The sequence below is a fragment of the Ruegeria sp. AM9 genome (assembly GCF_056540565.1).
Map to the genome: position 1 here is coordinate 35,427 of NZ_JBQFWY010000018.1, position 17,090 is coordinate 52,516.

Annotated in this window: 29 protein-coding genes; all 29 read right to left on the bottom strand. The window is 56.6% G+C overall.

From position 1 onward, the window contains the following. Positions 1 to 94: 94 nt before the first annotated feature. Positions 95 to 955, bottom strand: a complete 861-nt coding sequence (locus tag ACR0DO_RS18530; RefSeq protein WP_480560959.1) for a hypothetical protein — start codon at positions 953 to 955, stop codon at positions 95 to 97. Between the two features lie 179 nt (positions 956 to 1,134). Next, positions 1,135 to 1,350 carry a DUF1127 domain-containing protein gene (locus ACR0DO_RS18535; protein ID WP_170440491.1) on the bottom strand — a complete coding sequence of 72 codons (216 nt, stop codon included), beginning with the start codon at positions 1,348 to 1,350 and terminating at the stop codon, positions 1,135 to 1,137. Between the two features lie 187 nt (positions 1,351 to 1,537). After that, positions 1,538 to 1,921 carry a hypothetical protein gene (locus tag ACR0DO_RS18540; protein WP_480560960.1) on the bottom strand — a complete coding sequence of 128 codons (384 nt, stop codon included), beginning with the start codon at positions 1,919 to 1,921 and terminating at the stop codon, positions 1,538 to 1,540. Between the two features lie 114 nt (positions 1,922 to 2,035). After that, a complete protein-coding gene (gene rpmD, locus ACR0DO_RS18545) occupies positions 2,036 to 2,224 on the bottom strand; it encodes a 50S ribosomal protein L30 (RefSeq protein WP_050605831.1) in 189 nt (62 codons plus the stop codon). A gap of 12 nt (positions 2,225 to 2,236) precedes the next feature. Next, complete coding sequence (gene rpsE / locus ACR0DO_RS18550) at positions 2,237 to 2,800, bottom strand: 30S ribosomal protein S5 (RefSeq protein WP_170440487.1); 564 nt, start codon at positions 2,798 to 2,800, stop codon at positions 2,237 to 2,239. Between the two features lie 114 nt (positions 2,801 to 2,914). Continuing rightward, positions 2,915 to 3,274, bottom strand: coding sequence for a 50S ribosomal protein L18 (rplR, locus tag ACR0DO_RS18555; RefSeq protein ID WP_039523386.1), 360 nt, complete (start codon positions 3,272 to 3,274; stop codon positions 2,915 to 2,917). An 11-nt stretch (positions 3,275 to 3,285) separates the two neighbouring features. Then, complete coding sequence (rplF, locus tag ACR0DO_RS18560; RefSeq protein ID WP_170440485.1) at positions 3,286 to 3,819, bottom strand: 50S ribosomal protein L6; 534 nt, start codon at positions 3,817 to 3,819, stop codon at positions 3,286 to 3,288. An 11-nt stretch (positions 3,820 to 3,830) separates the two neighbouring features. After that, positions 3,831 to 4,223 carry a 30S ribosomal protein S8 gene (rpsH, locus tag ACR0DO_RS18565; RefSeq protein WP_010437099.1) on the bottom strand — a complete coding sequence of 131 codons (393 nt, stop codon included), beginning with the start codon at positions 4,221 to 4,223 and terminating at the stop codon, positions 3,831 to 3,833. Positions 4,224 to 4,236: 13 nt separating this feature from the next. Continuing rightward, entirely contained in the window at positions 4,237 to 4,542 is a 306-nt protein-coding gene (rpsN, locus tag ACR0DO_RS18570; RefSeq protein ID WP_068340744.1) for a 30S ribosomal protein S14, read from the bottom strand. 19 nt (positions 4,543 to 4,561) lie between these two features. Beyond that, on the bottom strand, positions 4,562 to 5,122 hold the full coding sequence (gene rplE / locus ACR0DO_RS18575; protein ID WP_170440483.1) for a 50S ribosomal protein L5: 561 nt from the start codon (positions 5,120 to 5,122) through the stop codon (positions 4,562 to 4,564). Beyond that, on the bottom strand, positions 5,115 to 5,426 hold the full coding sequence (gene rplX, locus ACR0DO_RS18580; protein WP_170440482.1) for a 50S ribosomal protein L24: 312 nt from the start codon (positions 5,424 to 5,426) through the stop codon (positions 5,115 to 5,117). Before rplX ends, rplE begins: the two co-directional genes overlap by 8 nt. Before the next feature lie 2 nt (positions 5,427 to 5,428). Next, positions 5,429 to 5,797: a 50S ribosomal protein L14 gene (rplN, locus tag ACR0DO_RS18585; RefSeq protein ID WP_008757934.1), complete on the bottom strand. Its 369-nt coding sequence runs from the start codon at positions 5,795 to 5,797 to the stop codon at positions 5,429 to 5,431. A gap of 76 nt (positions 5,798 to 5,873) precedes the next feature. Next, positions 5,874 to 6,104: a 30S ribosomal protein S17 gene (rpsQ, locus tag ACR0DO_RS18590; RefSeq protein WP_170440480.1), complete on the bottom strand. Its 231-nt coding sequence runs from the start codon at positions 6,102 to 6,104 to the stop codon at positions 5,874 to 5,876. Positions 6,105 to 6,108: 4 nt separating this feature from the next. Beyond that, positions 6,109 to 6,315, bottom strand: coding sequence for a 50S ribosomal protein L29 (rpmC, locus tag ACR0DO_RS18595; RefSeq protein ID WP_010437082.1), 207 nt, complete (start codon positions 6,313 to 6,315; stop codon positions 6,109 to 6,111). A gap of 235 nt (positions 6,316 to 6,550) precedes the next feature. Beyond that, positions 6,551 to 7,162: a hypothetical protein gene (locus ACR0DO_RS18600; RefSeq protein WP_480560961.1), complete on the bottom strand. Its 612-nt coding sequence runs from the start codon at positions 7,160 to 7,162 to the stop codon at positions 6,551 to 6,553. A 3-nt stretch (positions 7,163 to 7,165) separates the two neighbouring features. Then, a complete protein-coding gene (locus tag ACR0DO_RS18605; RefSeq protein WP_480560962.1) occupies positions 7,166 to 7,786 on the bottom strand; it encodes a 2OG-Fe(II) oxygenase family protein in 621 nt (206 codons plus the stop codon). 231 nt (positions 7,787 to 8,017) lie between these two features. Continuing rightward, on the bottom strand, positions 8,018 to 8,431 hold the full coding sequence (rplP, locus tag ACR0DO_RS18610) for a 50S ribosomal protein L16 (RefSeq protein ID WP_085823145.1): 414 nt from the start codon (positions 8,429 to 8,431) through the stop codon (positions 8,018 to 8,020). 12 nt (positions 8,432 to 8,443) lie between these two features. Further along, positions 8,444 to 9,154, bottom strand: coding sequence for a 30S ribosomal protein S3 (gene rpsC, locus ACR0DO_RS18615; RefSeq protein ID WP_008758042.1), 711 nt, complete (start codon positions 9,152 to 9,154; stop codon positions 8,444 to 8,446). After that, positions 9,154 to 9,534 carry a 50S ribosomal protein L22 gene (gene rplV / locus ACR0DO_RS18620; protein WP_039538267.1) on the bottom strand — a complete coding sequence of 127 codons (381 nt, stop codon included), beginning with the start codon at positions 9,532 to 9,534 and terminating at the stop codon, positions 9,154 to 9,156. The genes rpsC and rplV overlap by 1 nt, the downstream gene beginning before the upstream one ends. A gap of 3 nt (positions 9,535 to 9,537) precedes the next feature. Then, the gene (rpsS, locus tag ACR0DO_RS18625; protein ID WP_005980699.1) at positions 9,538 to 9,816 is read right to left on the bottom strand and encodes a 30S ribosomal protein S19; all 279 of its coding nucleotides are present in this window, start codon (positions 9,814 to 9,816) and stop codon (positions 9,538 to 9,540) included. Between the two features lie 3 nt (positions 9,817 to 9,819). Then, positions 9,820 to 10,662, bottom strand: coding sequence for a 50S ribosomal protein L2 (gene rplB / locus ACR0DO_RS18630; RefSeq protein ID WP_170356688.1), 843 nt, complete (start codon positions 10,660 to 10,662; stop codon positions 9,820 to 9,822). A gap of 206 nt (positions 10,663 to 10,868) precedes the next feature. Further along, positions 10,869 to 11,789 carry a hypothetical protein gene (locus ACR0DO_RS18635; RefSeq protein ID WP_480560963.1) on the bottom strand — a complete coding sequence of 307 codons (921 nt, stop codon included), beginning with the start codon at positions 11,787 to 11,789 and terminating at the stop codon, positions 10,869 to 10,871. After that, complete coding sequence (locus ACR0DO_RS18640; protein ID WP_480560964.1) at positions 11,786 to 12,490, bottom strand: class I SAM-dependent methyltransferase; 705 nt, start codon at positions 12,488 to 12,490, stop codon at positions 11,786 to 11,788. The genes ACR0DO_RS18635 and ACR0DO_RS18640 overlap by 4 nt, the downstream gene beginning before the upstream one ends. Positions 12,491 to 12,645: 155 nt before the next feature. After that, entirely contained in the window at positions 12,646 to 12,942 is a 297-nt protein-coding gene (locus ACR0DO_RS18645) for a 50S ribosomal protein L23 (RefSeq protein WP_008757532.1), read from the bottom strand. Beyond that, positions 12,939 to 13,556 carry a 50S ribosomal protein L4 gene (gene rplD / locus ACR0DO_RS18650; RefSeq protein ID WP_170334382.1) on the bottom strand — a complete coding sequence of 206 codons (618 nt, stop codon included), beginning with the start codon at positions 13,554 to 13,556 and terminating at the stop codon, positions 12,939 to 12,941. Before rplD ends, ACR0DO_RS18645 begins: the two co-directional genes overlap by 4 nt. Beyond that, on the bottom strand, positions 13,553 to 14,278 hold the full coding sequence (gene rplC / locus ACR0DO_RS18655) for a 50S ribosomal protein L3 (protein WP_170328778.1): 726 nt from the start codon (positions 14,276 to 14,278) through the stop codon (positions 13,553 to 13,555). The genes rplD and rplC overlap by 4 nt, the downstream gene beginning before the upstream one ends. A 15-nt stretch (positions 14,279 to 14,293) precedes the next feature. Continuing rightward, positions 14,294 to 14,608, bottom strand: coding sequence for a 30S ribosomal protein S10 (rpsJ, locus tag ACR0DO_RS18660; protein WP_008756422.1), 315 nt, complete (start codon positions 14,606 to 14,608; stop codon positions 14,294 to 14,296). Between the two features lie 169 nt (positions 14,609 to 14,777). Further along, on the bottom strand, positions 14,778 to 16,529 hold the full coding sequence (locus tag ACR0DO_RS18665; RefSeq protein WP_480560965.1) for a DMT family transporter: 1,752 nt from the start codon (positions 16,527 to 16,529) through the stop codon (positions 14,778 to 14,780). Positions 16,530 to 16,761: 232 nt separating this feature from the next. Next, a partial coding sequence (locus tag ACR0DO_RS18670; protein WP_480558180.1) for an EF-Tu C-terminal domain-related protein occupies positions 16,762 to 17,090 on the bottom strand: 329 nt, incomplete at its 5' end.

Sequence of the window (17,090 nt, forward strand, 5' to 3'; positions counted from 1 at the left end):
GGCATTTCTTGGTTTTGATTCTCATGGGCATAAACCCACCGGAGGCGTATAGGCCCGTTGCCCCCGCTTGGCAAGCCCGTGGATCGGCGCAGGATCAGCTGCCGGCCTGCGGTGCCTCGGCTTCATCCGCAACCTGTTTGGCAATAGGCGCGGCAAGCGGATCGATGCCGTGTTTTTCGACCAGCCGTCCGACCAAGCTGTCAGGATCGGGCTGGCCGTCATATTTGTCCCGCATGATCGCCCGCATCCGTCTGCCATAAAGATGGATGGAAACCGTGTCGTCCTTGAAGAAATGGTCGATTTTGGCCCCGGGCCGGGCCAACGCCCGCCGGCGCGTGTAGTTGAGTGGGTAGAACACATGCTCTGGCAACGCATATTTTATCTCGCCCGTTTGCTTCAACGCCCAGGTGAATGCGCTCGGCCCCCAAACGCCCCAAAGCGCTTCGGGCACGTTCACGGGCTCTCCGTTCTCCAGCGCCTCTTCCAGCGGCTTGCGACGCCGAGGGGGCAGCCAGGGCGGGATAATATACGGATCGTTGGTATATTCGATCAACTTGCCCAGCGTGTCGCTGTCCTGAGGCAGGGCGAGCACGCCGATGGCCACCTCTCCCTCGAGATAGCTGTAGTAATGTCCGCTTTCGGTTGTGAACGGCTTGAGGCAATAGGCATCCGTATCCGCCCAGATCAAGTCAGGCTCCTGCGCCAGCATCCGATACCGGAACTTGTCCGAATGCGGCGCGGGGCTTCCGGTTCTGCCATGGGTGATGAATTCGGAATCGGGCAGAACCTCGCGTGCATCGCGCTGCTCTACGCCGTCGGGGATACCTGTCACGGTTCCATAAGTGTACAGACGTACATGTTGCCCGGCATCCAGATAGGACTTGATGCATAACTGCTCGAGAAAGCTCAGCGGTCCATCGACCCACAGCATTCCGATCTGATATTCGCGCGCCATAAATACGTCTTTCCACACAGTTGTCGCGACTTCAAACAGCCGTCCAATCCGCATGTGACTCAATAGAGGCACCGTCGCAATGCTTGTTGCCCAAATATATGCTGCCTGTGGCGGGATAGACCCTGAAACCAAAAGAGGCGCCAATTGGCGCCTCGGGCTGACTGCGTCAGGGAATGCGCTTAGGCGCAGTAAACGTGATCATGCGCGATATCCTTGATATCGCAACGGCGTACGCCGATGTCGTTCAGCTCGCGGTCGGTCAGACCTTGCAGTTCCGAATAGGTCCGGTTGTACATCGCACGTAGGGCATAGGCCTGTTTCACCTTTGCGGCGAATTCTGCGACGCGTGCGATCAGGTTGATGCCGCCATGCGTGGTTGTTGCTGTGTAAGCCATATCTGAATTCCTTTTCTGATCGGGGCGCATTCCCCGATGACTTTGTTCTGTTCCTGTTTGGGACAGGGCTCAGATAGGCTGGGCACATTGCGCTAACAACCGAAGTTTCGGTCTAGCCGCTTTGCAAATAATGCATGGGTGTATTCTGCTGCACCAAACAGGCTGACGCTATTCGGGCATCTGCAAACTACTTCCGGATTTCTCCAACGTAGCGTTGCTTTTGCTGGTTCACCAAGACCAGTTTGCCGTTGTTCACAACGTACAGATCAAATCGGGGCTTGTCATAACCGATGCACCGCACCCCGTTGTAGTAGAACCTGTAGGAATTCGCGTCCCACGCTTGCCCGTTGGCCGCGTAAGAATAGGACCCGTTGGCAAAGTAGGTCTCAAATTCTTTCCCGGGATATACGACCTTGCGCCCGGAAAGTTTCTTTTCAAGCCAGGCCGCATTCACTTTCTGATCGCCATCGGAAAAATAGCTTTTCGAAAACTTCGGAGATTTGGCCGGGCATTCGGCATAGGTGGCCGTAGCAATTGCAGATACGCAAAGCGCAGCGAAAAACAGTTTCATACTCAACATCCATTCAAAAAAACACGATCAACGTGTACCCCGGCTTATTCAAATGGCAATAAAAAAACGCCCCCGAACGGATCGGAGGCGTCTCTTTGTTCGTTGGAAGTGCGCTTAGCCGCGCTCTTCGACGATCTCTACCAGATGCGGGATCTTGCGGATCATGCCGCGGACCGAAGGAGTATCCTCCAGCTCACGGGTCTTGTGCATCTTGTTCAGGCCCAGACCGATCAGGGTTGCGCGCTGTTCGGCGGGGCGGCGGATCGGGGAACCGATCTGCTTGACGACGATGGTTTTTGCCATTGCTCGCTCTCCTTACGCTTCGGCTTCAGCCGGTGCTTCGTCCCGCTTGGGCAGGATGTCGGCAACTTTTTTACCACGACGTGCGGCAACCGAACGCGGGCTCTGCTCTTTTTGCAGGCCGTTGATGGTGGCGCGGATCATGTTGTACGGGTTCTGCGAGCCCAGCGACTTGGACACAACGTCCTTGACGCCCAGCATTTCGAACACAGCACGCATCGGACCACCGGCGATGATACCGGTACCTTCAGGTGCGGTGCGCATAACCACTTTACCGGCGCCGTGACGGCCTTCGATGTCGTGGTGCAGGGTCCGACCTTCGCGCAGTTGCACGCGGATCATCTGACGCTTGGCTTGTTCGGTCGCCTTGCGGATGGCTTCAGGTACTTCTTTCGCTTTACCTTTGCCAAAGCCGACGCGGCCTTTCTGATCGCCGACAACCACCAGAGCGGCGAAGCCAAAGCGCTTACCACCTTTTACGGTTTTCGACACGCGGTTGATTGCGACCAGACGATCGGCAAATTCCGGTGTTTCTTCACGGTCGCGGCCACGGCCCCGACGGTTTTCACGTTCTGCCATTTGGCATCCCTTTTCTCATGTGGCGCATGGCGCCGTTTAGTTCAATCCAAGTGAGCCCCGACTGACGCCAGGGCTCCCGGATCATCGGGACAGCCGCAAAGCTGCCCGCAGGTCTTAGATCTTCAGACCACCTTCACGCGCGGCGTCGGCTACTGCCTTCACCTTGCCGTGGAACAGGAAGCCACCACGATCGAAATAGGCCTCTTCGACGCCTGCCTTCTTGGCACGCTCGGCGATGGCCGCGCCCACTTTGGTGGCCGCTTCGACGTTGTTCTTGCCAACAACACCCAGATCTTTTTCCAGGGTCGAGGCCGAGGCCAGGGTCACGCCACGAACGTCGTCGATCAGCTGAACGCTGATGTTCTTGTTCGAACGGTGAACCGACAGGCGTACACGGCCGGCGTTGACTTTGCGAAGTTTGTTCCGAACGCGCAGGCGGCGCTTCAGAAACAGGGTTCTTTTGCTGTTTGCCATTGTCTGCGTCCTTACTTCTTCTTGCCTTCCTTGCGGAAGATGAACTCGCCCTTGTAGCGGATGCCCTTGCCTTTGTACGGCTCGGGACGGCGCCATTCGCGGATTTTGGCCGCGACTTCGCCCACCTGCTGCTGGTCGATACCTTCCACAACGATCTCGGTCTGCTTCGGCGCGGTGATGGTGACACCCTCCGGAGCGGTGAAATCAACGTCGTGGCTGTAGCCCAGGTTCAGCTTCAGGGTGTTGCCCTGCATCTGCGCCCGGTAACCAACACCCTGGATCTCCAGCTCTTTTTTGAAGCCTTCGGTCACACCGGTTACCAGGTTGGCAACCATGGTGCGGCTCATGCCCCACTGCTGGCGGGCACGCTTGGACATCCCACGAGGGTTGATTTGCACGACGTTGTCTTCGACCGACAGCGTTACGTCATCGGTTGCGGTGAAGCTGCGGGTGCCTTTCGGACCTTTCACTTCGATGGTCTGACCCGACACAGAGGCGGAAACGCCGCTGGGCAGCTCGACCGGTTTTTTACCAATACGAGACATTGCAGACCTCCTTAGAAGACGGTGCAGAGCACTTCGCCGCCAACATTGTTGGAGCGAGCGTTTGCGTCCGACATCACACCTTTCGGAGTGCTGACAATCGACACGCCCAGACCCTGACGGACCTGCGGGATGTCATTGACGCCCATGTAGACGCGACGGCCAGGCTTCGAGACCCGCTTCAGTTCGCGAATGACAGGGGTGCCTTCGTAGTATTTCAGGCTGATTTCGATGGCCGGATGACCGTTTTCACCGGTCGTCGCTTCGTAGCCACGGATGTAACCTTCGTCCGCCAGCACGTCCAGAACCCAACCGCGCAGCTTGGAAGCCGGGGTGGAAACGGTGGACTTGCCGCGCATTTGCGCGTTGCGGATACGGGTGAGCATATCGCCGATAGGATCATTCATATCTATGTCTCCCTTACCAGCTCGATTTCACCATGCCGGGGATCTGACCAGCAGAACCCAGCTCGCGCAGCGCGATACGGCTGACCTTCAGCTTACGGTAGTAAGCATGGGGACGACCGGTCAGCTGACAGCGGTTGTGCAGACGGGTAGCCGAGCTGTTGCGCGGCAGTTTCGCCAGTTTCAGACGCGCTTTGAAACGCTCTTCCATCGGGCGGCTCTCGTCATTCGCGATTTCTTTCAGCTCGGCACGCTTTGCGGCATATTTGGCCACCAGGCGTTCGCGCTTCTTCTCGCGTTCGATCATTGCTTTTTTAGCCATGTCTCTATCCTTCCGGCGCTTACGCGTTGAACGGCATGTTGAACGCTTTCAACAGTGCCTTTGCTTCAGCGTCGGTTTTCGCTGTGGTGGCAATTACGATGTCCATGCCCCAGACCTCATCGACTTTGTCGAAGTCGATTTCCGGGAACACGATGTGCTCTTTCATGCCCATGGCAAAGTTGCCCTGACCATCGAAAGACGGCTTCACACCGCGGAAGTCACGAACGCGCGGCATCGCGATGGTGATCAGACGATCCAGGAATTCGTACATCCGGTCACCGCGCAGGGTCACTTTCGCGCCCAGCGGCATGTCTTCACGGACGCGGAAACCCGCGATCGACTTCTTCGCCTTGGTCGAAACGGCCTGTTGGCCAGCAATCGCGGTCAGATCCTCGACAGCAGCTTTCGCTTTCTTCGAGTCCTTGACGGCCTCAGCACCGCACCCGATGTTCAGAACGATTTTTTCCAGCTTGGGCAGCTGCATGTCGTTCTTGTAGCCGAACTCTTCTTTCAGAGCGGCACGGATGGTTTCAACGTACTGAGCTTTCAGACGCGGGGTGTAGGTTGCGGAATCAAGCATCGATCACGTCCCCTGTGGTCTTGGCGAAACGAACCTTCTTGTCGCCTTCCATGCGGAAGCCAACGCGGGTTGCTTTGCCGTTCTTGTCCAGCAGAGCCAGGTTCGACAGCTCGATCGGGTTTGCCTGAGGCAAACGGCCGCCTTGGCTGTTCTGGGTCTGGCGGGTGTGGCGGATGGCGATGTTGATGCCGTCGACAACAGCTTTGCCGGCTTTGGGGTCAACCGAGGTAATCGTTCCCTCTTTGCCCTTGTCCTTACCGGCCAGCACGACGACCTTGTCGCCTTTGCGGAGTTTAGCAGCCATGATTACAGCACCTCCGGAGCCAGCGAGATGATTTTCATGAAGTTCTTGCCACGCAGTTCACGAACAACGGGGCCAAAGATACGGGTACCTACGGGCTCGTTGTTGTTGTTCAGGATGACGGCGGCGTTGCGATCGAAACGGATCGCGGTGCCGTCTTCGCGACGGACTTCCTTGGCGGTGCGTACGACGACGGCCTTACGGACGTCCCCTTTCTTTACGCGGCCGCGCGGGATGGCTTCCTTCACCGAGACGACAATGATGTCGCCGACGGAGGCGTATTTACGCTTGGAACCACCCAGGACCTTGATGCACTGAACTCGGCGTGCGCCGGAGTTGTCAGCGACATCCAGATTGGTCTGCATCTGGATCATGTGGTTTCTCCCGACCTGTGGGGGCTGGTCTGATTAGATCCCCCAGGGTTTCGACAAATGGGAAAATCCCGGAAGCTTACGCTTCCAGAACTTCCCAACGTTTCGTCTTCGATTTCGGCGCGCATTCGATGATGCGTACAGAGTCGCCGACCTTGAAGGCGTTCTTTTCGTCGTGAGCCCGGTACTTCTTGGACTTACGAACGGTTTTGTGCAGCAGCGGGTGCTTGAAACGGCGTTCAACCGAAACAGTCACGGTTTGCTCGTTGGCGTCGCTGGTTACGATTCCGGACAGGATACGCTTGGGCATGGGATTACTCCTCCGATGCCGCAGCAGCGGCCTTTTCGTTCAGAATGGTTTTGACGCGGGCAGCATTGCGGCGGGCCGCTTTGATGCCGGCAGTGTTTTCCAGCTGACCGGTGGCCTGTTGAAAGCGCAGGTTAAAGCTTTCTTTCTTCAGGTTGGCCAGTTCCTCGCGGAGCTGGTCCGGGGTCTTGTCACGCAGTTCTTGGGCGTTCATCGCCTTTTCCTTTGCTCAAAACACCAGAAGGCCCCCTGACAGGGTCACCTTGGACCTGGTGGATGAATGATAGACATACGAATCGCCCGACAACGCCGGGAGACCGCAGGATGCCGCCGTATAAGGGTTTGGGGGGTGGGTGGCAAGAGGAAAGCTCTGGAAGAGTGCAGCCTGCCTGGTGTGATCTTTTTCTCTATCTTTGATGGGGGCTTCAGATTGGCGCAAAACAGTAGGCTTACTCGCTATTGGTTCGTATACCATCATAGCCCCTATCCCACACCAAAGCAGAATTATGCATTGTGAAAGAGCGCTTAAGAACAATCTTGAGCTCTGGAGAGTACAAGACTTTCTGAACTCTGTCTTCGGTTCCCGCCAGATGCTCGCGGACAAGAACCTCCCAAACTTTGTACTTGCAGCTTCCAACCCGCTCTATGCGATTTTTCTCGAACTCGACCGACACAGTGCCGATTTCAGGTTCGTTCCTACCATCCGTGACAGTAAAATCCGATTGCCACTTTTTTAGGCTCTCTAGGTCATCCAGAGGGGCGACAGGCTGCTCATATGCACGTTTGGAAGAAGTGAAGCTCATGAAGAGCTCACTAAACAACACAGGGTGAGCGTAGTGGTTAGCGAAACCTATGCGTCTGGTGTCCTGGGATTTCATCTCAACGACAATCCCCGTCTCAACAAGACTTTGCTCTCGCAACAGCCACGTTTCCCCATTCTTCAGCCAGATGCCACTAGAAACATCCCCTTGAGTGGGACAGTTTGCAAGTGCGGGCATGGCTGCTATCGCAAAGAACAGCGTAAATGCTTGCGTGACCTTGGCCGGAAATAGCGCGAACACGGTTTACTCCCACTTGTAGTTGAAGCTTACCGAAATCCGCTCTTCCTCGGCCATGTTCATCGGCACCTCGTGGCGTAGCCAGCTTTCCCACAGCAGGACGTCCCCTACCTGTGGTTTCATATAGATGAACGGCTGCAAATCCCGCCGCCCGCCTTTCAGCCGCGTCGGCGCGGCCATCATGCGGCCCGAGCGGGGGTCTTCCAGCTTCAACGCGCTCGCGCCTTCTGGCATCGCCACATAGGTTGTGCCCGAGATGACGCTGTGCGGGTGCAGGTGGCTGGAGTGCATGCCGCCTTCGGGCAGGATGTTGATCCACAGATCCTCAAGCTTCAATTCGCCCTCGCCCAGATCGAACTCCAGATCCTTGGCAAAGGCCGCGACGTGCTGATCCAGCGCAGTGACCAGATCCGCAAAGATCGGGAAGCGCCAGGGCAGATCGGTCAGCGAGGCATAGCTGGTATAGCCGGGATAGCCGTTCTCTTCGCACCATTCCTGCCCGGCCTCATCATCCTCGGCGATGACAAGGCAGGAATTTTCCAGTTCTTCCGCGTCGATCTTGGGGTCGAACTCGGACAAAGCTGCGCGATAAAGACGGGTAACGAAGAGTGATTCAATCTGTGCCATGGCGCCCTCTTAACGCAGCCTCATCGCGATTGCGATGGCTCTTTTGCGAGGCTCTGCCTCGCGCTCCGGGATATTTATAGACAGATGAAGACCGGATCCCCCGCTTCATCTGTCTATAAATATCTCGGGGGAGTCGCCGGAGGCGGCGGGGGCAGCGCCCCCAAACGAAAACCCCCGCCGGTTTCCCGACGGGGGTCAATCTTATCACGAACGGGGTTGCCCCCGGATCGCTTACCAGTCTTCGCGAACCACGACGCGGGTCTTGATCGGCAGCTTCATCGCAGCCAGGCGCAGGGCCTCGCGGGCGATGTCGTCATTGACGCCGTCGATCTCGAACATCACGCGGCCAGGCTTGACCTTGCAGGCCCAGCGGTCGACCGAACCTTTACCTTTACCCATACGAACTTCGATCGGCTTAGCCGTGACCGGAGTGTCGGGGAAGATGCGGATCCAGACACGACCCTGACGCTTCATGTGACGCGTCATGGCACGACGTGCAGCTTCGATCTGGCGTGCGGTTACACGCTCAGGCTCAAGAGCTTTCAGACCATAGGTGCCAAAGTTCAGATCAGAGCCGCCTTTGGCTTCACCCTTGATCCGGCCTTTGTGCATCTTGCGGAATTTAGTACGCTTTGGTTGAAGCATATCTTTCCCTCCTTAGCGACGACCGCCACCAGCACCACGAGGTGCAGGGCCGTCCTGGAGTTCCTGTGCTTTACGGTCACGTGCCTGCGGATCGTGCTCCATGATCTCACCTTTGAAGATCCAGACCTTGATCCCGATGATCCCGTAGGGGGTCATCGCTTCGGCATGTGCGTAATCGATGTCGGCACGCAGGGTGTGCAGAGGCACGCGGCCTTCGCGATACCACTCGGTCCGTGCGATTTCGGCGCCGCCCAGACGACCAGCGACGTTCACCCGGATACCCAGGGCGCCCATGCGCATGGCGTTCTGAACCGACCGCTTCATTGCGCGGCGGAACGAAACACGACGTTCCAGCTGCTGAGCGATGGACTCGGCAACCAGCTGCGCGTCAAGCTCGGGCTTGCGCACTTCGACGATGTTCAGGTGCAGTTCGCTGTCGGTCATACGAGCAAGCTTTTTGCGCAGAACTTCGATGTCTGCACCTTTCTTGCCGATGATGACACCGGGACGTGCAGTGTGGATCGTAACGCGGCACTTCTTGTGCGGACGTTCGATGATCACACGGGCAACACCGGCCTGCTTGCACTCTTTGTTGATGAACTCACGGATCTTGAGGTCTTCCAGCAGAAGATCACCGTAGTCCTTGGTGTCGGCGTACCAGCGGCTGTCCCAGGTGCGGTTGACCTGCAGGCGCATGCCGATCGGATTTACTTTATGACCCATTAGGCTTGCTCCTCAACTTGACGCACCTTGATGGTGATCTCCGAGAACGGCTTCATGATCTTGCCGAAACGGCCACGGGCACGCGGGCGACCGCGCTTCATGACCAGGTTCTTGCCAACCCAAGCTTCGGCGACGATCAGCTCGTCAACGTCCAGGTTGTGGTTGTTTTCGGCATTCGCGATTGCGGACTGCAGGCACTTCTTGACGTCCTGCGCGACACGCTTGTTCGAGAAAGTCAGGTCGGTCAGAGCCTTCTCGACTTTCTTGCCGCGGATCATTTGCGCAACCAGGTTCAGTTTCTGCGGGCTGGTGCGAAGCATGCGGGTTTTCGCCATTGCTTCGTTTTCAGCCACGCGGCGGGGGTTCTTTTCCTTGCCCATGACTTACTTCCGCTTCGCTTTTTTGTCTGCGGCGTGGCCATAATAGGTGCGGGTCGGCGAGTATTCACCGAACTTCTGACCGATCATGTCTTCCGAGACGTTTACGGGGATATGCTTCTGGCCGTTGTACACACCAAAGGTCAGACCCACGAACTGGGGCAGAATGGTGGAACGACGCGACCAGATTTTGATGACTTCGTTGCGGCCCGACTCGCGCGCTGCTTCGGCTTTTTTCAGCACGTAAGCATCGACGAAAGGACCCTTCCAAACAGAGCGAGACATGGATTAACGTCCCTTCTTCTTGGCGTGCCGCGAGCGGATGATCAGCTTCTGGGACGCTTTGTTCTTGTTGCGGGTACGCTTACCCTTGGTGTCCTTACCCCACGGAGTAACCGGTGTACGGCCACCCGAGGTACGACCTTCACCACCACCGTGCGGGTGATCGATCGGGTTCATTGCAACACCACGAACCGACGGACGAACGCCTTTGTGGCGCATACGACCGGCTTTACCGAGGTTCTGGTTCGAGTTGTCGGGGTTGGACACGGCACCAACGGTGGCCATGCATTCCTGACGAACCATGCGCAGCTCGCCCGAGCTCAGACGGATCTGAGCGTAGCCGCCATCGCGACCAACGAACTGAGCGTAAGTACCGGCCGCACGTGCGATCTGACCGCCTTTACCAGGCTTCATCTCGATGTTGTGGACGATGGTACCAATGGGCATGCCCGAGAACGGCATTGCGTTGCCCGGCTTGATGTCAGCTTTTGCCGACGCGATGACCTTGTCACCAACAGCCAGACGCTGCGGAGCCAGGATATATGCCTGCTCGCCGTCTTCGTATTTTACCAGTGCGATGAATGCGGTCCGGTTCGGGTCATATTCGATCCGCTCGACGGTTGCCGCGACATCAAATTTGTTCCGTTTGAAGTCAACGATCCGGTAGAGACGCTTTGCGCCACCGCCGCGGCGGCGTGAAGTGATCCGTCCGGTGTTGTTCCGGCCGCCCGATTTGGTCAAACCCTCAGTGAGAGACTTGACCGGACGTCCTTTCCAAAGCTCCGAACGGTCGATCAGCACCAGCCCGCGCTGGCCCGGCGTCGTCGGCTTGTACGACTTGAGTGCCATGCTTTCTGTCTTCCGTTTAGCAAGTGCAGGGAGTTTCCCCGCTATGTGATAGGCCCCCGTAGGTGCCAAGGGTATAGGGCCCCGAAGGTCCCCGGTTACAAATATCAGAGGCCCCGGAACGAATCCGGGGCCGCAAGATTGGGAGCGTGTAACAGGGTTGGGGGTGGGTGTCTATAGGGTGCGGCACATTCTCTTGGCGGGCACAGTCACTTGATACTGAAATCATGTTGGACCAAGGGCGCGAACGTGCGGCGTGCGCCTGACCAGTCAAAGTGAAAAAGCGGGTCCGGTATGCGCCAGTTTTCCCCATAACTCTGGGCCAGCAGGGCCGGCGGGTCCTGAGGCAGCATAATCTGCCCGTCATTCAACGCCCTGAGCGGAAAGATCGAACTGTCGGGCACGCCGTTGAAAGAGTATGGGTAGACATTGAAACGCCCGTTTTCAGTCCAGGCAGGAAATAGGTCTATATCAATCCCCAGGCCGTTTTTTAACTTGAATATCGGAGAGCTTCGGGTCGATGGCCTGACTTCCAGACAGCCACTTTCCAACAGGGCTTTTTGGTACATGGCCCATTTCTCGGGTATTTCTTCAAGCGTGGACTCACCCATGTGCACCGCAAAATCCACGTCATCGTCATGGTCGATCAACCGACCATCACGCACGTAGCCCAACAACGCACCGGCATACAGGAATATCGGTTTGCCAAGTTGGATGACGGGTGCCAACTCAGCTTCGAGCTTCTGGAAAATATCGTCGGCATTCATTTCACCGAAGGTTCTGTTATAGCCATGCGGCGTGATGAAATCGGGGTGAAGAGCCTGTTTGACACATTCGAAAAACGCTGCAAACCGCGCTTCCTGCCCTTTGCGCGCATAGCGCCTTTCCATCCGCTTGAGCCTGCCATGCGTTCGCGCGGCCCTTGATCGCCGGTGGCAACAAAGCAGAAGATCGATTTCTTCCCAATCGTCAAACAATGCCGGGTTGTTCAAGTCCCGAACAGGATCTTGCAATGCCTGCACAGCCAGACGGGTTTTGCGCGGACGCGGCAGGGCAGTCTGGGCCGTTGCATGTTCAAACACAACAGCACGAAGCGACGCCAGCTTTTTGATGATTTCTGTTTCGGTCATAGGTCTTTTTCATAGATTGCCCGGGCGACGATCGCATCCTCTGTCTTGTATTTTGCGAACCCTACCCCTTCGACACCGTATCGTTTGGCGAACTGAAACTGCTTCATTTTTTCGTCCAGCTCCGCCGCGCACAGATAGCGCCGGAAATGCGGCGGTGCTATTTTTGTTGTGTCGCGGTCCGCCAATGTCCGGTATTCGAACGCAACAATGTCACCCGGCTGGCACCCCTCATGCAGGGCATCGATCAAGGCATCTTCTTCGTCATCAGTGATCGCGTGCAAAAAGAAGCGCGCATAGACACAGACCACCTTCGCGCGTCGATTGGACAGCACCTGTTGAACCACCCCGTCCTTGAGGTTTGTTCTGGCAAATTCAAGACCATCCCCGCCCTGCGTCTTTGTGTGTTTTCTGGCTGACGCAACGGCGGCTTCTGATGCATCCAGTCCGGTCACAAGGAACCCGTGCCGCGAAAAGAAGAAACTGTCACGGGCGTTGCCGCACCCGATGTCAACTACATGCGCCTTCCGATCAATTTCATTGGCCACAAACGCGGCAAACTGTGATGGCAGCGACAATTCCCACGACTCGGCAGAATTCTCGTAGAACTGGTTCCAAAAATCGCGGCGACCGTCCGACCGGGCCTGCTGAGATGGTTTGGGGATCATTGGTATTTTTTCTTTCGCAAGACGGTTAAACGGCACTGAGGCGAAATCTGTCAGACCTCAAACTCAACTGCAATCGCTTCTTTGCGCATCAGTTTCGGGCACCTTTATGTGCAGCTGGTTAATTTTGGCCTTTGAATAAAAAAACCCCCGCTTTCGCGGGGGCCTTTATCTTGCGCCAAAGACGGGTTCGATCAGAGACCGGTGGACACGTCGATGGTGTTACCCTCTTCCAGGGTCACATATGCTTTTTTGACGTCTTTCCGACGGCCCAGCTGGCCGCGGAACCGCTTGACCTTGCCTTTGGTCACGGTGGTGTTCACCGCTTTGACCTTCACACCAAACAGTGCCTCAACGGCCTCTTTGATCTGCGGCTTGTTGCTGTCGATCGCCACTTCAAAGACAACCGCGCCGTTTTCGGACGCCATGGTCGACTTTTCGGTGATGATCGGCTTGCGGATCACGTCGTAGTGTTCTGCCTTCGCGCTCATTTCAGACGAGCCTCCAGTGCTTCGACAGCCGCTTTGGTGAGCACCAGGGTGTCACGCTTGAGGATGTCATAAACGTTTGCACCCATCGACGGCAGGATATCCAGACCTTCGATGTTGCGCGACGCCTTCAGGAAACCTTCGTTCACGGTCGCGCCGTCGATGACCAGAGCGCGTTTCCAGCCCAGGTTTGCAACCTGTTTGGCCAGAGCGGCGGTCTTGCCTTCGGCTTCGGCGTTCTCGATCACAACCAGTTCACCTGCCTTGGCTTTGGCCGACAGAGCGTGGCGCAGGCCAAGCTTGCGGAACTTCTTCGGCAGGTCGTGGCCGTGCGAACGAGGGGTCGGGCCCTTGTAGATACCACCCTTGCGGAAGATCGGTGCGTTACGGTCACCATGGCGTGCGCCACCGGTGCCCTTCTGGCGATAGATCTTCTTGGTCGAGTAGCTGGTTTCCGAGCGAGTCTTGACCTTGTGGGTGCCGGCCTGCGCGTTGTTGCGCTGCCAACGAACCACACGGTGCAGGATGTCCGCGCGCGGCTCCAGGCCGAACAGGTCCGCATCCAGCTCGATGTTGCCGGCTTTGCCGCCGTCCAGTTTGATTACATCAAGTTTCATGCTTCACCACCTTCCGCGGGAGCTTCTTCCGCAGGTGCTTCGGTTGCAGCCGATTTCACAGCAGCCGGGAAAGGCAGGCCTTCCGGTGCTTTCTTCTTGACGGCGTCCTTGACGGTGACCCAGCCCGATTTCGGTCCGGGAACGGCGCCTTTGATGAAGACCAGGTTCCGGTCGGCGTCGGTTTTGACGACTTCCAGGTTCTGGGTGGTTACACGGGCAGCACCCATGTGACCGGCCATCTTCTTGCCTTTGAACACCTTGCCCGGGTCCTGACACTGACCGGTCGAACCGTGCGAACGGTGGCTGATCGAAACACCATGCGAAGCGCGCAGACCACCGAAGTTGTGGCGCTTCATCGCACCGGCAAAGCCTTTACCGATCGAGGTACCCGAAACGTCAACTTTCTGACCTTCCAGGAAGTGTTCTGCCGAAATCTCGGCGCCCACATCAATCAGGCCATCTTCGGAGACGCGGAACTCGGCCAGCTTACGCTTGGGCTCGACCTTGGCAGCGGCGTAGTGACCGCGCATGGCCTTCGAGGTGCGTTTTGCCTTGGCAGCACCGGCGCCCAGCTGAACGGCGGTGTAGCCGTCTTTGTCAGCGGTACGCTGTGCAACGACCTGCAGGTTGTCCAGGTGAAGAACGGTCACAGGGATCTGCTTGCCGTCTTCCATGAACAGGCGGGTCATGCCAACTTTTTTTGCGATAATACCAGAGCGCATTCTCATACCCTCCGATTACGACTGCAGCTTGATCTCGACGTCCACACCAGCAGCGAGGTCGAGCTTCATCAGCGCGTCAACGGTCTGGGGGGTCGGATCAACGATGTCGAGCAGACGCTTGTGCGTGCGGATCTCGAACTGGTCGCGGGATTTTTTGTCAACGTGAGGGCCACGGAGAACCGTGAACTTCTCAATCTTGTTCGGCAGCGGGATGGGGCCGCGCACGTTCGCGCCGGTCCGCTTGGCAGTGTTGACGATCTCTTGCGTGCTGGCATCCAGAACGCGATAGTCAAATGCCTTCAGCCGAATACGGATGTTTTGGCTTTGCATATTAACAGCCTTTTATCAGGCGTTGAGGTTGAGAGGAGGACAGACGCGCATCGCCAACCCTCTTCGAACCCAAAAGGCGGGAATCACCCCGCCTTGATGTTCTTGTTGAGAACTCGCGCGTATTAGTGGGGTTGGTGGGGTTTGGCAAGGGACAAAATATTCCGGCGGTTCAGTTGGCGCCTGAATACGCAACTGCGGTTGCCACCAGAGCAACAAACAGAAAAACGAAAACCAAGAGGAATTTCTTTCCAAATCTGCCGATCCCATCCAGGCGCGTTTGTTTTACTTCGCCATGTTCCGAGACGTTAACGGCGATGTCATCCAAGGGGAGCGGCAAAAACGGAGATTCAATGACACGAGAGGGCCAAACAACGGCATTACCTTTGAAGAAAGAGCCATATATCGCTTTAATCTTCGGAAAATTGCGTTCCGCTCTGAGGTTTTCGTAGTCTCTTACCAGCATAACTATGTAGCTCACCGCGGCAGCACTGGCGGAAACGACTATGGTCTCGATGAATCCTTTTGGTGCGCCTAGCGCGCCCAAAAGAATGCTAAGCCCACCAATTGAAGCGATGACGGCAAGCTCTCCGGTATTTGCCTTACTGTGGTGAATCGTCAGCCAGAGCCGCGTTTCTTTATCGAGCGTCTCAAGCGTTCCGAGAACCTCGGGGGGAAGGTCCTTGTGATTGTCACCCATATGGAAAATGTCATTCAAAGCGCACTCATCGTCTGCGCCACAACCATCCGCAATTAGGACTGCATCCCGAAAGCTCGCCATTTTTTCCTGGATGTCAGGCTCATCCGGAACCAATTGCTCCAACTTTCGAAAGACGTGCCCGACCCGAACGAGCGCCGCCTCTCTTTCGTGAACCCGGTCAGCAAGTCGAAAAATTGTGAAACCGGCCAAAACGCTGAAAATGGTACCTAGTGACCCGACCGTTGTCGGATCAATTCTGACAAGTTCCGCATCCGGCTTCACCAGCATCGCAATGGCCGCCAGCATCGCCACTATCGATGCACCGAGTTGCGCGGTCGTGTGGACTTGGCGGCTGCTGACCAACAGGGCCGAGAGAATAATCAGGCACGCCCCTGCAAGGCCATAAAGAGTAAAATGCTCCTTGAAAAAAATGAACAGCAGAATCGTACTGAGAATTGGCGTCAAGAAGGACAACGCACTCATCGAGGGATGAGTGAACAGCCGGATCGCTCTGGTCCACGCCGTTTGACCAACAGGGATTACGAACATTCCAAGATACAAAGCAAACGGCGCAGCCTCTAGCAGCCCGCTTGTATCCGGTTTCCCGATCCAGGCCACTGCTGCAGCAGTCAGGATTGCAGGTAACGCCAATCCCCATAGATACAGCTCTCTGTTTCCGATGTTGTAAGGCTCTAACTGGTGGACGATCACAAAGTACAAACCTGCAAAGACAGCCGCAGCGAGCGCGACCAGATACCACGGATTGAAGACATCGAAGCCAAGGTCGTCGTTACCGCCAAACATCAATAAAACCACGCCGGCAAAGCCGATGAACATGAACCCGATTTTTTGGCGCGTAAGCGGGTACTGTTCCTTGAACATTAAGCCCGCGAAAATTGTGTAGAATACGGGCCACAAGTAATTGATGATATTGGCCTCAACACTCGGGGCATAAAAAAGCGCCGTGTAAAGACAGACATAGTACAGAGATACAAGGCAACCAAAGAGAAGAACCTTGAGTTTCGCGTCAAGCGGCAAGCTGACGAGTCTCTGCCAGGACGCGCGGCCTTGCGGTGCCAATTGGATGGATAACGACACCACCGCTCCGACAAGGATGATTGCCACAAATTCAAGTGAATTCACTGAAACTGATGCGCCAACGGCTACAGGTGCAGCTGTACTCCAGACTGCAACGGCCACCAAGGCCAGAAGAATCGATTTCATTGTGGTTCCGACACCAGCTGGCTGCTGACCTTATAGAGTGATTGCTAAACGCGCCCACTTTCTTCGCATTTTCTTTCAACCGCAAGCTGACACTTTGCAGGCAAGGATTGAAAACTTCGCCGCACGAAAAAGGGCGCCCCGAGGGGCGCCCTTCTTTACTCTTCACCGAGTTGCTCCCGGCGGATTTTCCGTCGGAAAACCGCCTGCCGCAACCAGGCGCGGCAAGCGCGCCTTACTCGATGATTTTCGACACAACGCCGGCGCCGACGGTGCGGCCGCCTTCGCGGATCGCGAAACGCAGACCGTTTTCCATCGCGATCGGCGCGATCAACTCAACGCCGAACGACACGTTGTCGCCGGGCATGACCATCTCGGTGCCTTCGGCCAGGGTCACGGTGCCGGTCACGTCAGTCGTACGGAAGTAGAACTGCGGACGGTAGTTCGCGAAGAACGGAGTGTGACGGCCGCCTTCTTCCTTGGTCAGGATGTAGGCTTCGGCTTCGAACTTGGTGTGCGGTGTAACCGAACCCGGCTTACACAGAACCTGGCCACGCTCAACGC

Bases quoted from the DNA above. Each gene is read 5' to 3' on its own strand.
- ACR0DO_RS18530 (WP_480560959.1), bottom strand. From the start codon at position 955: ATGGCGCGCGAATATCAGATCGGAATGCTGTGGGTCGATGGACCGCTG.
- ACR0DO_RS18535 (WP_170440491.1), bottom strand. From the start codon at position 1,350: ATGGCTTACACAGCAACAACCACGCATGGCGGCATCAACCTGATCGCA.
- ACR0DO_RS18540 (WP_480560960.1), bottom strand. From the start codon at position 1,921: ATGAAACTGTTTTTCGCTGCGCTTTGCGTATCTGCAATTGCTACGGCC.
- rpmD (WP_050605831.1), bottom strand. From the start codon at position 2,224: ATGGCAAAAACCATCGTCGTCAAGCAGATCGGTTCCCCGATCCGCCGC.
- rpsE (WP_170440487.1), bottom strand. From the start codon at position 2,800: ATGGCAGAACGTGAAAACCGTCGGGGCCGTGGCCGCGACCGTGAAGAA.
- rplR (WP_039523386.1), bottom strand. From the start codon at position 3,274: ATGGCAAACAGCAAAAGAACCCTGTTTCTGAAGCGCCGCCTGCGCGTT.
- rplF (WP_170440485.1), bottom strand. From the start codon at position 3,819: ATGTCTCGTATTGGTAAAAAACCGGTCGAGCTGCCCAGCGGCGTTTCC.
- rpsH (WP_010437099.1), bottom strand. From the start codon at position 4,223: ATGAATGATCCTATCGGCGATATGCTCACCCGTATCCGCAACGCGCAA.
- rpsN (WP_068340744.1), bottom strand. From the start codon at position 4,542: ATGGCTAAAAAAGCAATGATCGAACGCGAGAAGAAGCGCGAACGCCTG.
- rplE (WP_170440483.1), bottom strand. From the start codon at position 5,122: ATGCTTGATTCCGCAACCTACACCCCGCGTCTGAAAGCTCAGTACGTT.
- rplX (WP_170440482.1), bottom strand. From the start codon at position 5,426: ATGGCTGCTAAACTCCGCAAAGGCGACAAGGTCGTCGTGCTGGCCGGT.
- rplN (WP_008757934.1), bottom strand. From the start codon at position 5,797: ATGATCCAGATGCAGACCAATCTGGATGTCGCTGACAACTCCGGCGCA.
- rpsQ (WP_170440480.1), bottom strand. From the start codon at position 6,104: ATGCCCAAGCGTATCCTGTCCGGAATCGTAACCAGCGACGCCAACGAG.
- rpmC (WP_010437082.1), bottom strand. From the start codon at position 6,315: ATGAACGCCCAAGAACTGCGTGACAAGACCCCGGACCAGCTCCGCGAG.
- ACR0DO_RS18605 (WP_480560962.1), bottom strand. From the start codon at position 7,786: ATGGCACAGATTGAATCACTCTTCGTTACCCGTCTTTATCGCGCAGCT.
- rplP (WP_085823145.1), bottom strand. From the start codon at position 8,431: ATGCTTCAACCAAAGCGTACTAAATTCCGCAAGATGCACAAAGGCCGG.
- rpsC (WP_008758042.1), bottom strand. From the start codon at position 9,154: ATGGGTCATAAAGTAAATCCGATCGGCATGCGCCTGCAGGTCAACCGC.
- rplV (WP_039538267.1), bottom strand. From the start codon at position 9,534: ATGGGCAAGGAAAAGAACCCCCGCCGCGTGGCTGAAAACGAAGCAATG.
- rpsS (WP_005980699.1), bottom strand. From the start codon at position 9,816: ATGTCTCGCTCTGTTTGGAAGGGTCCTTTCGTCGATGCTTACGTGCTG.
- rplB (WP_170356688.1), bottom strand. From the start codon at position 10,662: ATGGCACTCAAGTCGTACAAGCCGACGACGCCGGGCCAGCGCGGGCTG.
- ACR0DO_RS18635 (WP_480560963.1), bottom strand. From the start codon at position 11,789: ATGACCGAAACAGAAATCATCAAAAAGCTGGCGTCGCTTCGTGCTGTT.
- ACR0DO_RS18645 (WP_008757532.1), bottom strand. From the start codon at position 12,942: ATGAGCGCGAAGGCAGAACACTACGACGTGATCCGCAAGCCGATCATC.
- rplD (WP_170334382.1), bottom strand. From the start codon at position 13,556: ATGAAACTTGATGTAATCAAACTGGACGGCGGCAAAGCCGGCAACATC.
- rplC (WP_170328778.1), bottom strand. From the start codon at position 14,278: ATGCGCTCTGGTATTATCGCAAAAAAAGTTGGCATGACCCGCCTGTTC.
- rpsJ (WP_008756422.1), bottom strand. From the start codon at position 14,608: ATGCAAAGCCAAAACATCCGTATTCGGCTGAAGGCATTTGACTATCGC.
- ACR0DO_RS18665 (WP_480560965.1), bottom strand. From the start codon at position 16,529: ATGAAATCGATTCTTCTGGCCTTGGTGGCCGTTGCAGTCTGGAGTACA.